Genomic DNA, 13,604 nt, shown 5'->3' with positions numbered 1-13,604 from the left:
GGAGGGAGTCCAAGGAATATGTCTCGCATCAAAAAAATTGCACCGAAAATACTGCTGTCACTGCCTGTCCCCATTGTGATCTTGGTGCTGTGGAGCCAAGGCGTCAAGTACGGGTGGACGCTTCCCTTTGACATTCGCCTGGCTCGTGTGCCAGCGCCCTCCGCAGTACTTCGCCGCATCGCTGATCTCGCGGTCGGCGGCTACCTCAACGACCCGTATTCGGGAATGCTGTGGAAACACACATATGCCAGCGTGGTGCGCGTCTTCAACGGATTCGGTCTGGCGGCGATTATCGGCATTCCGCTTGGCATATTAATGGGACGCTCCAAGATCGCTTCCGAGCTGCTCGAACCCACCATCAACCTGATTCGCCCCATTCCTGTGACCGCGTGGGTGCCGCTGGCACTTATCATGATTGGCATCGGGGATCGCTCCACGATCTTCCTGGTGTTTCTGGCAGCGCTTTTCCCCATTATTCTCAACACTGTTACTGCTGTGGAGCAGGTCCCGGAGCGGCTGCTTGAGGCCTCAGCAATGCTGGGCACGTCTAGGGTCAAGGCATTGTGGAAAGTTGTCTTCCCCGCCGCGCTGCCTGGCATTATCGGGGGACTGCGCATCGCAGTCGGCCTCGCCTGGGCGCTGCTGGTGGTCGGCGAAATGACTGGCATCACCGTCGGTCTTGGCGCCATGATCACCGAGGCTAAAGAAGTGTCGAAAACCGATCTGATTGTGGCTGGCATGTTCATCATCGGCATTCTGGGCTTCCTGAGCGACCGTCTTATTATTTGGATTGTCAAGCTCATCGCGGGTCGTCGGCCGATTCTTGCGGGCAGCAAGTGAACCGGAAATCTCGATTGTTAAGGAGTCTGATATGCGCATCGGAACAATTCAGCGTCATGCTGGCATGATTGATATACAGAACGTCGGCAAGCAGTACAGCGGCGGCATTTACGCCGTTAAGAACGTGGATCTCCATGTTGATTCCGGAGAGTTCGTGGCGATTGTCGGTCCATCGGGCTGCGGCAAAAGCACCTTGCTGCGTATGATAGCTGGCTTTGAAAGTGTCACTGAAGGCAAGATTCTCGTGGAGACCACTGAAGTGAGCGGCCCTGGGCCGGATCGCGGCGTGGTGTTTCAGGATTACGGACTGTTTCCTTGGCTCACTGTCGAGGAGAACATCGCCTACGGGCCCAAGGAGGCGGGGTACTCCCGGTCTGAAGTGAAGGAGCTGGTCGACAAATACATCGACCTTGTAGGGCTCAAGCTCTTTGCTCGCAAGTTCCCTCATGAGCTTTCCGGCGGCATGCAGCAGCGCGTCGCCATTGCCCGCGTTCTGGCGAATACTCCTGCCGTGATGCTGATGGACGAGCCTTTCGGCGCACTCGACGCCCTGACCCGCGAGCAGTTGCAGAACCAGCTCTCGAAGATACAGAAGGAGCTGGGCATCACCGTTTTGTTCGTCACCCATAGCATCGAGGAGGCCGTCTACCTTGCCGACCGCGTCGTGGTGATGGCGGACGGGGCGGCCAATGGCGTAGCGGGCAATATCAAAAAAGTTGAGACGATCGAGCTTGGCGAGAACCGTGACAGCACCTCGGTGGAATTCAACGTCTATCGCAGGGAGATTTCCGAGCTTATTCATGGTACGCGCCATGAAGTAAAGGACCATGCGTAGGCCGCGGCTCCCTGTGTTCTTGCGTCTGGGAAGATTTTGCCCCGTTGTCTTCGGCAGCAATATTCCGCCAAAAACGACGAGGTAAAACTTTCACCAACATGGCAGACATATGAACGTGCTGGAACCAGCAAGCTTGCGTAGCGTCTGCGCTAGGTGCAGGACTGCCGGTTCACCGGCCGAAGAGGCGTTGCAGGAAGCTGGCGTTTGATTTCGAGGCGTTGATTTCGGACTGGGTGTGGCGGCCGTTACACCAGTTCGAGGCGGGGACGCTGCGCCGCACCTGATCGATGTGCTGGCCGCATCCGGACCAGGTGGTTTTGCCGCAGACCTTGCAGGTGACCGCATGACACATGATATTGCTCCGTTCGTTGGGGGTGTTTTGAGTGGATGAGTTGGTTGTTATTCGATGGGTTGTTGGGTTGTCAGGTTATTGGATTGTCGTTTGGTAGATTGTCGGATTGTGGATTGCTGATGATGGGTGTTTGGCGGATAGCTGGATAGTTGATTTGGACGGTGACAGTTTGTGGCTTGCGGCTTTACGGTTTGTGCAAGGCAAAGCCGCCGATCAAGCAATCAAGCAGCAGGTCACGCGAGCATAAGGAAGAGTTTTTCGATTTCATCCGCTGTGAGGCGGGCGTTCTTCGATTCTCGTTCTTCATGATCTGCGATTTGCGTAGCGTTATCATGCGCCGCGCTATCGTCACGAACCGACTCACTGCCCTCGACCGTCTCAAGTTGCTCGCCATTCTCCTCTTCTGAAGGCGCGAGGCATTCGCGCATCGCCGAGGCGATGACGAGGAATCCGGCGCGGTCGAGGGCGCGTGACACCGCCGACAGCTGAATGACCACGTCCTGGCAGGAGCCGCCTGACTCGACCTGGTTGATAACCGCGTCAAGCTGTCCGCGTGCCCGTTTCAGCCGGTTGAGTACCGCGCGCTGCGGATTTTCGGGTTTCTTCGTGGTACTGCTCATGCGTGTGCCTTTCTTTCGTGCGCAGATGCGTTGTGCAAGCGTTCGCTGCCTGCTTGGGTGGGAAACTCGAATAGCGAGCTGTCCGCAAGCGCGCTGTCACCGAGAGCATCGCGCAGCACATGCATGCCGCCCGAAAGATTGCGCGCCGAAAGCCCGTGCTGCACCAGAATTCGGTAGGCGAAATACGAGCGTTTGCCCGAGGCGCACATCACGGCGATAGGCCTTCCGGCAGCTGCGTCAAGAATCTCGTCCATCCGGGCTCGGACTTCGGTGTGTGGGATGTTCAGCGCCCCGCGCACATGACCGGTGGCGAATTCGGCGGGGCTGCGCACGTCAAGAATCAAGTCGGTGCGAATCGCACCTGCCAGTTCCTGCGCATACCAGAGGCGCAGCTTGCCGGACAGCACATTCTCGCCGAGCATGCCGGCCAGATTCACCGGGTCCTTGGCTTGGCCGAAGGGAGGGGAGTAGGCGAGGTCTTCATCAATGAGATCGTCAATCGCCGCGCCGGACCGCATCGCCGCAGCGAATACGTCGATGCGCTTGTCAACGCCCTCGCCGCCGACGATCTGCGTGCCGAGCAGTCGGCCATCATCACCGAACAGCACCAGCATCCGCATTGCAACGGCACCGGGGAAGTAGCCGGCGTGCTGCGCGGCTTCCAGATGAATCGCATGGAATTGGATACCTGCTCGATTGAGATCATCCCGCCCGGCTCCGGTGCGGGCGACGGTAAGTTCACCAATGCGGATGATCGATGTGCCGAGCGCCGCAGGAATGGGTCGCGCGGTTTCCGGATCGCAGATATCGTCAGCGATGAGTCTGCCAGCTCGATTCGCCGGACCCGCCAGCGCTACGGGGCGCCTGGCTCCGGTGACGAAATCCGTGGACAGCGTCGCGTCGCCAGCTGCCCAGATGCCCGGCATCGAGGTTCGGCCGTGCTCGTCGACGTCGATGGCACCACGATCGCAGCGGATTCCCGCAGTTTCGAATATAGCGGTGTCGGGGCGCACACCGATGGAGATGAGCACCAGGTCGGCGGGCAGCACCTTGCCATTCGAAAGCTCTACCGCATGCGAGCCGTTGGGAATGCTGTTGTCCACAACCTTGCCGCCGTCAGCCCTGCCGTCCATGCTGCTGCCGTTAGTGCTGTCATCGGTTTTGCCAACGCTCCCGTCAACCGTGTCATCGGCAGCTTCGTCATTGGCAGTGCGCTCGATGATGCGCGTCGCGCCCACGCCGGTATGAAGCTGCACGCCGAGTTCACGTAGCTGCGCGGCCGCAGGCGCGGCGATTTCCGGTTCCATCATCGGCAGCACGTGACCGGCGAGGTCGACGACATGAATCTCCAAGCCGCGGATGGCGAGGGCTTCGGCAGTCTCAAGACCGATGAAACCGCCTCCCAGCACCACGGCAGAGGTTGCATTGTGCGCCAGTTCCATGACGCGGTCGGCGTCCGGAACCGTGCGCAGCGTGCTGACGAACGATGACCCTATTCCCGGAATGTCGGGAATGAAGGGCTTTGCGCCGGGAGTGAGCACGAGGGCGTCGTACTTGACGGTTTCCTGGCCGGCCGCCATGCGTACATCGACGGTATGTGCAGCCGGGTTGATGGCGACGACTTCGCTGCCGGTGCACACGGTGATATTCAGCACGGCGGAGAGCGAACGCGGGGTCTGCACGAGCAGATCTTTACGTTCAGCGATTTCGCCGCCGACATAATAGGGCAGGCCGCAACTGGCGTATGAGACGTGCTCGCCGCGTTCCAGCACGAGGATTTCTGCGCTTTCGTCATTGCGCCGGGCCCGGGCCGCGCAGCTCATGCCTGCGGCGTTGCCTCCGATGATGACGATTCTCATAGCCGCGCTCCTTGCTGAGCGTTGGCTTGTGTGGCGTCTTGCGCATCGGTTTGCGACTGGGAGGCTTGGACTTGCTCGTCTGCCTGCGCGCTGATTTGCGCGCGTATGCCATCCATGTCCAGCTGCGATAGCTGCTCGATCAGGGAATCCAGCGCGGCGGGCGCGAGCAATCCGGGCTGCTGAAAGACGAGGATGCCGTCGCGGAAGGCTGCGAGCGTGGGGATGCTGGCAATGCCGAATTGCGCCGTGAGCTCCTGCTCGGCTTCGGTGTCTACTTTGCCATGCAGGACCTCGGGATGCTTGGTCGAGCTTTGCTCGAAAATCGGGCCGAACATGCGGCATGGGCCGCACCATGAAGCCCAGAAATCGAGCAGCACGGTGGGGTGATTGGCAATGGTCTCGCGCAGGTTCTGCGCGGTGATCGTTGTTGTGCTCATAGTGTCATCCTATACCCCTAGGGGTATTCAGTCAATTCGAGAATTCCATACTGTGTTGTTGTGTCGTGTAAGGTTTTATACTTCTGACGGCAGGCAGCATGGACGGAACGAATTGCGTCGGCTCAGCGTACGTTATATGGCACGTTGGCGAGGCACGTATTGGAAAACGTACGCTGAGCAGCGGTTATCGTACGCTTTCCAATACGGACCTCATGAGCACGTAGGAAACCGTACGTTGCGAGGAGGAATTCGAGAGCGGAATGTGAGGGGGCTGCGGTTGCGGCGTGGCACCAGGCCATATGTGCCGTAGATACAGACGAACCCCCGTTTCGCACTTCCCGACTATGAGTCAGGAAATGCGAAACGGGGGTTCGTCTGCTGTTGAGACCGGATGGGGTACGACGGAATCGTGTTCACCGTGCCAATCCGGCCTATCGACCAGCGGAGCTCGGATTCAGTGGAACTTAAACTTCACCGATACCCAACGACTCGAACTCAGTGGAACTGCATGCCGCCGTCGACGATGATCGTCTGGCCGGTGATGTAGTTGGAATCGGGACCGGCGAGGAACGCCACGGCTGCGGCGACGTCCTCGGGCTCGGACAGGCGGCCCAGCGCGATGTCCTTGGAGAAGGTGCTCATGCCCCACTCGTCGTCCTTGCCGGCGTTCTTGCCGACCTGGTGCGCGATGTCGAGCATCATCGGGGTCTTCACGATGCCAGGGGCATACGCGTTGGCGGTGATGCCTTCAGCGGCCAGATCGCGGGCGGCGACCTGCGTGAGGCCGCGGATGGCGAACTTGGTGGAGGAGTACAGCATGAGGTTCGGGTTGCCGACGACGCCTGCCTGGCTGGCGGCGTTGATGATCTTGCCCTTCTTGCCCAGCTCGCGGAACTTGCGGGTGGCGGCCTGCACGCCCCACATGGTGCCGGCCACGTTGATGTGCATGACCTTGTCGAACAGCTCGGGGGTGATGGTGTCGATCGGGGTGGTGGGGCCGAGTCCGGCGTTGTTGACGATCACATCGAAGCTGCCGAGCTTATCGGCGACCTCGTCTACGGCTGCCGAGAAGGCTTCGCGATCCGAGACGTCAAGCTTGATGGCAATGGCTTCGCCGCCATTGTCCTTGATGGCCTGGGCCACTTCGCCCGCCTTGTCGACGTTGAGATCGACGACGGCCACAGCGAAGCCGTCCTTCGCCAGACGCTTGGAGATCGCTTCGCCGATGCCCTGGGCGCCGCCGGTTACGAATGCTACTTTTTCTGCCATGTCAGTCCTCCTGTAGGTGTTATGACGCCGCCAATACTATCGGCCCTGATTGACTGAAATGTGAGGTGTGTCACGCCCGCGTGTCCCCGACCTGCCAGGCGTCAAGCGCAAAGCGCCGATGCTCAGTCCAGATCCTCGCCCTCGCTCTCGGCGAGTTCGATCTGCTCGCCAAGCCAGATGCGCTCGGCGGGATTGACGTCCAGCAGATCCAGATACTTCTGATACACCGGGTAGAGCAGCCGCAGCCCGGGATACAGGGAAATCAACGCACGCTCGGTCTTGTGCCGCCGCCAGTGGTCGGGATGCGCGGCGAAGGTGTTTCTGAAGCGCTTCATGTAATTGCGGAAGGAAATCAGCGAAGTGTCCATGCGCCGCGCGGAAATGGCGCAGATCATGCTGCGCGAGTAGACGGTTTTCATGTCGTTGTCGAGCAGATGCAGCGAGATGTCGATGTCCTCGTGCATCACGTCGTCCGGGTCGCGGCATACCTGGTTGGCGATGACCTGCCAGGCGCTCGCCCGAACCGCCATATTCGAGCCGAAGAGGAGCACCTGCCCGCCATCGGCGCGGTAGGTGGTGCGCCGCACGCGGTCGTCGCCGCGCAGCGCCATATGCTTGGCAGGCATGTCGTAGTAGACCACCGGGCCGGTGGCGCCCATCGCCTCCGGATCGTCGGTGAACAGGCCGGCGACCACTTCGACCCAGTCGGGCTTGAGCATGCAGTCGGCGTCGATGCGCCCCAGCACATCGCCGGTGGCGTGACTGAATCCGTAGTTGCGTGTGGGAATCAGGCCCTGCTCGCTGTCCTGGTGCAGCAGACGCACCGGTGCCTCGGGATTTTCGGCCATGAACTGTTCGACGATGCGGCAGGTGTCATCGGTTGAGCGGTTGTCGACGATGATGACCTCGTGCGGGGCGACGCTTTGGAGGGTGGCGTTGGTCAGGCAGTCGGCGATGCGATCCTGCTCGTTCCATGCGGGTATGACGATCGAAACACTCAGCATAGGCATTAACAATAGAGGGCGTTGCCTACACGACGCCCGAACCTGGCGCGAAACCAGCGCAGACTCAGCGCGGGCGCGGCCTGGACTCGCCGCAAACGCAGGTGCAAACACAGTCGCAAACGCAAGCACGGACACCGGCGCGAAACGCAGGCGGCCAGCGGCGAAAGCCGTTCAGCCGGCGACGGCCACCGCCCGCCGGCTACGCCCCTGCTTGTACGATATGCTGTATGACTTCACGAGACGATCAGAAGATCGATTTAGCCTCCGTGTTCCCCTCCAAGGGCGACTCGCGCCGCCCGCCGGACTGGTGGGGCAGGGCCTTGCTGTATACGGCCATAGCCGTGTTCCTGGCCATTTTCGTATGGCGGTCGTGGGGCAAGGTTGAGTTCGTCGTCTTTGACGTCGTCGTCTCGTTGTTCATCGCGCTTGCCATCGAACCTCTGGTCGTGCGGCTGATCCGGCATGGGTGGAGGCGCGGCGCCGCCGCCGGAATAAGCCTGATTGGCCTGCTGATCGTCGTCGTCGCGCTGCTTGGGATGTTCGGCAATATGTTCGCGCAGCAGGTCATCTCCATGGTCAAGGGGATACCGAGCCTCTACGATCAGATAGCCGAATTCGTCTCCGGGAAGACCTCGTTCAAGCTGCCGGCGATGGAAAGCCTGGGCGGCGAGATCCTCAAGAACGTGCAGACCTCCTGGGTCACGGATTTCGCAGGCCAGGCCGTGAACACTACGGTGGGCTTCCTCAGTTTCGTGATCAACGCGATGACCGTGCTCATGGTGACGTTCTATGTCTCGGCGGCCGGTCCCAAGATGCGTCGGAGCCTGTGCCAGTGGATGGCACCGGTGGCGCAGCGGCGCTTCCTGCTCGGCTGGACCGTGGTGCAGGATCAGATATCCGGCTTCCTGTTCTCCCGCATCATTCTGGCAGCGTTCAGCGCGGTCTGCATGTCGGTTTTCCTCGTGGTCATCCAGGTGCCGTACTGGCTGCCGCTGGCGCTGTTCTGCGGCATCGTCTCGCAGTTCGTTCCCACGGTGGGCACGTATATCGGCGGCGCGCTGCCGGTGATTTTCGCGTGGAGCTCGCGCGGCATCCTGTATGCGGTGGGCGTGGTTGTGTTCATCATCATCTACCAGCAGATCGAGAATCTGATTCTGTCGCCGAAGATCTCGCAGCGCACGATGGATCTGAACCCTGCCATAGCCTTCCTGTCGGTGCTGGTGCTGGGCGCGATGTTCGGCGCGCTGGGGGCGTTTCTCGCGCTGCCTATCACCGCCAGCATCCAGGCTATCGTCAAGGTCTACACGAAACGCTACGAGCTGGTCGACTCCCCGCTGATGTCCGACCCGCAGCCGGTGCGCAAGTCCAAGGTCGTGGAGGGTGCCGAGGCCTTCAGCGAACACGTCATCCGGCCGGTGAGCGACCGCATGCCGCGCGCCGCCCGGGGGACGAGCGCCCGCGTGCCGATGAACGACGAGCTCAGGAAGCTGCAGGAGGAGTTGTATCAGGCGTCTGGCGACGAGGGTTCCCGGGGGTCGGAGGACTCGGCTACTGTCGCCATCCCCAAGCGGGTGCTTGCGAAGAATGCGCAGGCTACTGGTCTTCGTGGCATCAGAACGGATGGCGGCAATGAAGTCGATGCAGCCGGCGACAAATCGGGAACCGGTGCAGGACTGCGGTCTGATGCAGACGCCTTGGGCACCGATGATTCTGACGCTGCCGGGGTCGGCTCTGACCTTGGCTCCGATGCCGCTGCTGACGCTGCCGATAGCAGCAATGACAACAATGCCGATGACAACAATGACAATCCGCGAAGCCGGTGGCACTGATGGTTCTGCTCTCCATACTCGATGTGCTGATGCTGATACTTGGCGGGGCCAGCTTGGTCTACCAGGTCGTATGCATCCTTGCCGGGCTGTTTTCCAAGCAAATCGGCTTTCCCGCGGCTCCTATGGACAAGCGCTACGCCGTCCTGATCTCCGCACGCAACGAAGAGGGCGTCATCGGCAACCTCATCGATTCGATTCGCGCGCAGACCTATCCTTCCGCGCTGGTCGACATCTGGCTGGTGGCCGACAACTGCACCGACGACACGGCTTCGGTCGTGCGCGCCAAGGGCTGCAATGTTGTCGAGCGCTTTAACACCGAGCAGATAGGCAAAGGCTACGCGCTGACCTATCTGCTTGACCATATGATCGACACGGGAGTGGCCGAGAACTACGACGCCTATTTCGTGTTCGATGCCGACAACCTGCTCGACGCGCACTACATCGAGGAGATGAACAAGGCCTTCCACGCAGGATTCCGCATCCTGACCAGCTACCGCAACTCGGTCAACCTCTCCGACAACTGGGTCTCTTCGGGTTCGGCCCTGTGGTTCATCCGAGAGTCGCGCTTCCTCAACAATTCGCGCATGGTCTTCGGCTCAAGCTGCCATGTGGGCGGCACGGGGTTCATGTTCTCGCGCGAGGTCATGCAGCGCAACAAGGGCTGGAAATTCCATCTGCTCACCGAGGACTTGGAATTCACTATGGACTCGGTGCTGCACGGCGATCGCATCGGCTACTGCGGCACGGCGATTCTCTACGACGAGCAGCCGGTTGACTTCGCCCAGAGCTGGCGTCAGCGGCTGCGGTGGAGCAAGGGATTTCTGCAGGTCTTTCGCTATTACGGCCCGGCGCTCATCCAGCGCGCGGTAAGGGAACGCGACTTCTCCGCCGTCGATTTCACGCTGCTGGTATGCCCATTCACCGTGCTCAGCGTGGCGCGGCTGCTGCTCGGCTGCCTGTTCGCGGCCTTCGGTTTCGTGACTTGGACGAGCCAGCTGTCGTCGCTGGTCAGCTGGGTCACCGGCGGCATGCTCGGCGCGCTGGGCATGATGGCTATCGCCGCGCTGACGATTCTGGCCGAGCGCGACCATATCGGCGCTTCGAACAAGGAGCTGGTCGCCTACGTGCTCAGCTTCCCGATCTACATGTTCAGCTACGTGCCAATCTCCTTCCAGGCCGTGTTCTCCAAGGCCGAGTGGAAGCCGATCGCGCATCGCGGCGAGGAGAACGCGGCTGCCTGACGGATGGCACAGCGCAGTACGCCACAATCCGACATGCTGCTATGCCATGCTCCGATATTCCGTTACGTCTCATCCCGATATTGTGTTAGCGATAATCCAATATTTTGTTATACATAACTCCGATATTTTGTAGTTTTCAATCCGATATTCTGTCATGAGCTCTCGTGAGAACCCAGGCATGAGCTGCGCGACAGACGCTGCTGGTATGGTTGCTATTGAGACGAACAGCAACGATTTGTCGATTGCTCGACTGGACGGGGATGCCAACGATGACCGAAGAACCGCAATTCACGCAGGAGGCTCCATCCGGCGAGCCTATGCAAGTGCCATATGAGGGTTTGAGGAGCGGCGCTGCCGGCGAGCCGATGCATAGGCCGCTTGGCGAGCCAGACGGCCAAGGACCCGCCGTGCTGCCGCCTTATCCGGCAGCTAGTCCGTATCAGCCGAGCAACGCCAATGCATACCCGGCGGGCAACCCATACCAGCCCGGCAATGCATACCCGGCTGCCAATCCCTACCCGCCTGACCCGAACGCCGCAGTGTCGATTCGGGGGCTGTTCAAGCATTTCGGCGACAAGGTAGCCGTCAACGGTCTGGCGCTCGATATCCCGATTGGTTCCTTCTATGGCCTGGTCGGCCCCAACGGCGCAGGCAAGACGACCACGCTCAACATGGTCACCGGGCTGCTCGTGCCCGATGCGGGGAACGCGATGATTCTGGGCCATGACGTGTGGAGCGACGTGAACCGGGCCAAGCGCATCATCGGCGTGATGCCGCAGCCTGACCAGATATTCGACCGTCTCACCGGCATGCAGCTGCTCATGTACGCGGGCATGCTGCGCGGCATGCCGCGAGCCGAAGTCGCGCAGCGGGCCGGCGACTTGCTTACGGCCTTCGACCTCGCGGACGCGGCGAACACGATCGTCTCCGATTATTCAGCAGGCATGACGAAGAAGATCTGCCTGGCCTCCGCGATGATTCACAGCCCGCGCATACTGGTGCTGGACGAGCCCTTCGAATCCGTGGACCCGGTGTCCAGCGCGAATCTCAAGGACATCCTCGCCGAATACGCGCAGACGGGCGGCACGGTTATCATCTCCTCGCATGTGATGGCGCTGGTCGAGCGGATGTGCACGCATGTCGCGGTCATCAACCAGGGGCAGGTCTGCGCGGCAGGCACCGTCGCGCAGGTCGCCGCGGGCGAGGACTTGGAAGACCGCTTCCTGCAACTGGTCGGCGGGCGGCATAGCGCGGCGCATCTGGCATGGCTCAACGGCGGCGATGCGGCCGGCGTGCAGCCGCCGATTATCGGGCAGCCGGGCCTAGCGATTCCGCAGCAGAACCCAGCGTTTGGTGCATCTGGATCTGATACGTCTGGGTCTGACACGTCTGCCTCTGCGGCTCCGCCCGCCGGAAACGCAGACACGCAGTCGAAGGACGGCTGGTCACGATGAGCACGATTCCGATGAATGCTGCAGAGGCGCATACAGCACCGGCGAACACGGCGCTTGCCGACACGGTGATGACCATCGTCCGGCTGCGCTGGACGTTGACGCTGGCGACGCTGCGCAAATCCGTATGGCAGAGCGTCGGCTACGTCATCTCGGCCATTCTGGGGCTTGGCCTCGTCATCGGCGTCGGTGCCGCTGCATGGTCCTTGGGCTCGCAGTGGTTCGTTTCCACGCAATCCTCCGACGCATGGTTCACAGGCATCATGCGGCCGGCGGTCGTGCTGGTGGGCATGAGCGTCATGGTATTCGTCATCTTCGTGCAGCTGACGCTCATTGGCGGCAGCTCGACGCTCAATCCTCATCGTTTCGCGCTCTACGGTATCAAGGACCGTGAGCTGCAGGCGGGCCTGCTGGCGTCCGGTATGACGGGCATCCCTGCGATTGCGGGCGTGGCGTCGCTGCTGCTGTGGGCGCTGGCCTACCGCTGGGCGGGCCCCGCTATGGTCATTGCGCAGCTCATCGCCGCGCCGCTGGCAGTGGTGACGATGATGAGCCTGTCCAAGCTGGTGCTCGCGCTGGCCACGACGCTCGTGCGCTCCAAACGCGGGACAAGCGTGTTCTACATCGTGGCGATGCTCGCGTTCATTTCCATGTTCCAGCTGCCGAACATCATCCTCAATTCGTCGGACTCGCGCACCTTCGACCCGCAAACCTACGGCACGGCGACATCCATAATCGGCTGGACGCCGTTCGGCGCCGCATTCCAGCTGCCGTTCGATGCCTACGCCGGCAACTGGGTCGCGCTGCTCGGGCGAATCGCCGTGCTGGCGCTCACCTGCGTGCTGTGCTTCATGGGCTGCACCTGGTGCCTGCGTCGCGACCGGCTGACCTCCGATTCAAGTCTTGGGGCCGTGAAGGCGAAAGGCATCGGCGCCTTCGGCTGGATGCCTGACTCGGTGTCGGGAGCCGTCTCCGCGCGACTGCTGACGAATCTGAAGCGCGATCCACGTCAGGCGCTGATGCTGCTGATGCCGCTGTTCTTTGTCGTGGTTTTCGGACTGCAATCCCACGGCATTTCAGCGATTATCTGGCAGTCCATCCTCTGGGGCGGCCTTTTCCTGAACCTCGCGGAAAGCAACGGCTTGGCCTATGACGGTCGCGGATTCGCGATGCAGGCCTCCATAGGCGTGCGTGGTGTCGAAGACCGTCGCGGGCGCGTGCGCGTCTATGGCACGATTACCGTGGGCTACATACTGCTGCTGGGGGTTGGCGTCATGCTGTTCACTGGCGACTGGCGCACGACGCAGGGCTGGGCCACCGCCTGCGCGTTCCTCGGCGGCTCGATTGCTCTCGCCCTGGGCGGGCTGGGACTGGCCGAGGTCCTCTCCTGCGTGCTCATATACCCGGTCGCCTCGATCGACAAGCCCTTCTCCTCGCCGCAGGGCCGCGCGCTGGCCCAGAGCCTCATGCCGTTCGCGACTATGCTGGGAACTGCGGTCGTCGGCCTGCCGACCATCGCCTGCGTGATTATCCTGCTGGTGAGCGGCAATTGGAGTCAGTATTGGCTCATCGGCCCGGTTGGCGTGATCAACGGCGCGGTGATGCTTGCGCTGGGCGTTTGGTTGGGCGGCAAGGTGATGGACGCGCGGCTGCTCAGCATCGTCGCGACGCTTGACTCCTTCGCTTCGCTACAGAAGTGAGTCTGATGAGTCTGGGGCTGGCTTAGGCTAACGTGCGGTCTATTGCCAACTATTACCATCGACATTAACAGCGACGAACAGCGACAAGCAGCGTGAGGGAGGCGGACGTCAGTGGGGCAGGAGCAGCCGATCGAGCGTGCCGGGGATGATGCCGGGCGGCCTGTTGC

12 protein-coding genes are annotated in these 13,604 nt (G+C 61.3%); 6 read left to right on the top strand and 6 right to left on the bottom strand.

Annotated elements, in window-relative coordinates; genetic code table 11:
• Positions 1 to 18 precede the first annotated feature (18 nt).
• Both LKK40_RS02050 and LKK40_RS02045 read left to right on the top strand, forming a co-directional pair.
• Positions 19 to 840: an ABC transporter permease gene (locus LKK40_RS02050; protein WP_304308756.1), complete on the top strand. Its 822-nt coding sequence runs from the start codon at positions 19 to 21 to the stop codon at positions 838 to 840.
• 31 nt (positions 841 to 871) lie between these two features.
• Positions 872 to 1,675: an ABC transporter ATP-binding protein gene (locus LKK40_RS02045; protein ID WP_304308755.1), complete on the top strand. Its 804-nt coding sequence runs from the start codon at positions 872 to 874 to the stop codon at positions 1,673 to 1,675.
• Between the two features lie 169 nt (positions 1,676 to 1,844).
• Here LKK40_RS02045 and LKK40_RS02040 read toward each other — a convergent pair whose 3' ends face one another.
• From LKK40_RS02040 to LKK40_RS02015, 6 genes are all read right to left on the bottom strand, one after another.
• Positions 1,845 to 2,027 carry a hypothetical protein gene (locus LKK40_RS02040; RefSeq protein WP_304308754.1) on the bottom strand — a complete coding sequence of 61 codons (183 nt, stop codon included), beginning with the start codon at positions 2,025 to 2,027 and terminating at the stop codon, positions 1,845 to 1,847.
• A gap of 233 nt (positions 2,028 to 2,260) precedes the next feature.
• On the bottom strand, positions 2,261 to 2,647 hold the full coding sequence (locus LKK40_RS02035; protein ID WP_304308753.1) for a metal-sensitive transcriptional regulator: 387 nt from the start codon (positions 2,645 to 2,647) through the stop codon (positions 2,261 to 2,263).
• On the bottom strand, positions 2,644 to 4,506 hold the full coding sequence (locus LKK40_RS02030) for an FAD-dependent oxidoreductase (RefSeq protein ID WP_304308752.1): 1,863 nt from the start codon (positions 4,504 to 4,506) through the stop codon (positions 2,644 to 2,646). The genes LKK40_RS02035 and LKK40_RS02030 overlap by 4 nt, the downstream gene beginning before the upstream one ends.
• Positions 4,503 to 4,943 (bottom strand): thioredoxin domain-containing protein, encoded by a 441-nt coding sequence (locus tag LKK40_RS02025; RefSeq protein ID WP_304308750.1) that lies wholly within the window; start codon positions 4,941 to 4,943, stop codon positions 4,503 to 4,505. The genes LKK40_RS02030 and LKK40_RS02025 overlap by 4 nt, the downstream gene beginning before the upstream one ends.
• Positions 4,944 to 5,438: 495 nt before the next feature.
• Entirely contained in the window at positions 5,439 to 6,212 is a 774-nt protein-coding gene (locus LKK40_RS02020; protein ID WP_304308748.1) for a (S)-acetoin forming diacetyl reductase, read from the bottom strand.
• 122 nt (positions 6,213 to 6,334) lie between these two features.
• Complete coding sequence (locus LKK40_RS02015; RefSeq protein WP_304308746.1) at positions 6,335 to 7,216, bottom strand: glycosyltransferase; 882 nt, start codon at positions 7,214 to 7,216, stop codon at positions 6,335 to 6,337.
• 227 nt (positions 7,217 to 7,443) lie between these two features.
• Between LKK40_RS02015 and LKK40_RS02010 the strand changes: the two genes are divergently transcribed.
• The 4 genes from LKK40_RS02010 (at position 7,444) to LKK40_RS01995 (ending at position 13,437) form a co-directional block, all read left to right on the top strand.
• Positions 7,444 to 9,045 (top strand): AI-2E family transporter, encoded by a 1,602-nt coding sequence (locus LKK40_RS02010; protein ID WP_304308744.1) that lies wholly within the window; start codon positions 7,444 to 7,446, stop codon positions 9,043 to 9,045.
• A complete protein-coding gene (locus tag LKK40_RS02005; protein WP_304308953.1) occupies positions 9,045 to 10,286 on the top strand; it encodes a glycosyltransferase family 2 protein in 1,242 nt (413 codons plus the stop codon). The genes LKK40_RS02010 and LKK40_RS02005 overlap by 1 nt, the downstream gene beginning before the upstream one ends.
• Before the next feature lie 539 nt (positions 10,287 to 10,825).
• A complete protein-coding gene (locus LKK40_RS02000) occupies positions 10,826 to 11,740 on the top strand; it encodes an ABC transporter ATP-binding protein (RefSeq protein ID WP_434735108.1) in 915 nt (304 codons plus the stop codon).
• Between the two features lie 11 nt (positions 11,741 to 11,751).
• Positions 11,752 to 13,437 (top strand): ABC transporter permease, encoded by a 1,686-nt coding sequence (locus LKK40_RS01995; protein ID WP_304308951.1) that lies wholly within the window; start codon positions 11,752 to 11,754, stop codon positions 13,435 to 13,437.
• Positions 13,438 to 13,604: the final 167 nt, after the last annotated feature.

Origin of the sequence: Bifidobacterium tibiigranuli (assembly GCF_022655035.1) — a bacterium.
Classification (GTDB): domain Bacteria; phylum Actinomycetota; class Actinomycetes; order Actinomycetales; family Bifidobacteriaceae; genus Bifidobacterium; species Bifidobacterium tibiigranuli_A.
Note: the sequence above shows the minus strand (reverse complement) of the source record. Positions and strands in the feature narration are given on the sequence as shown.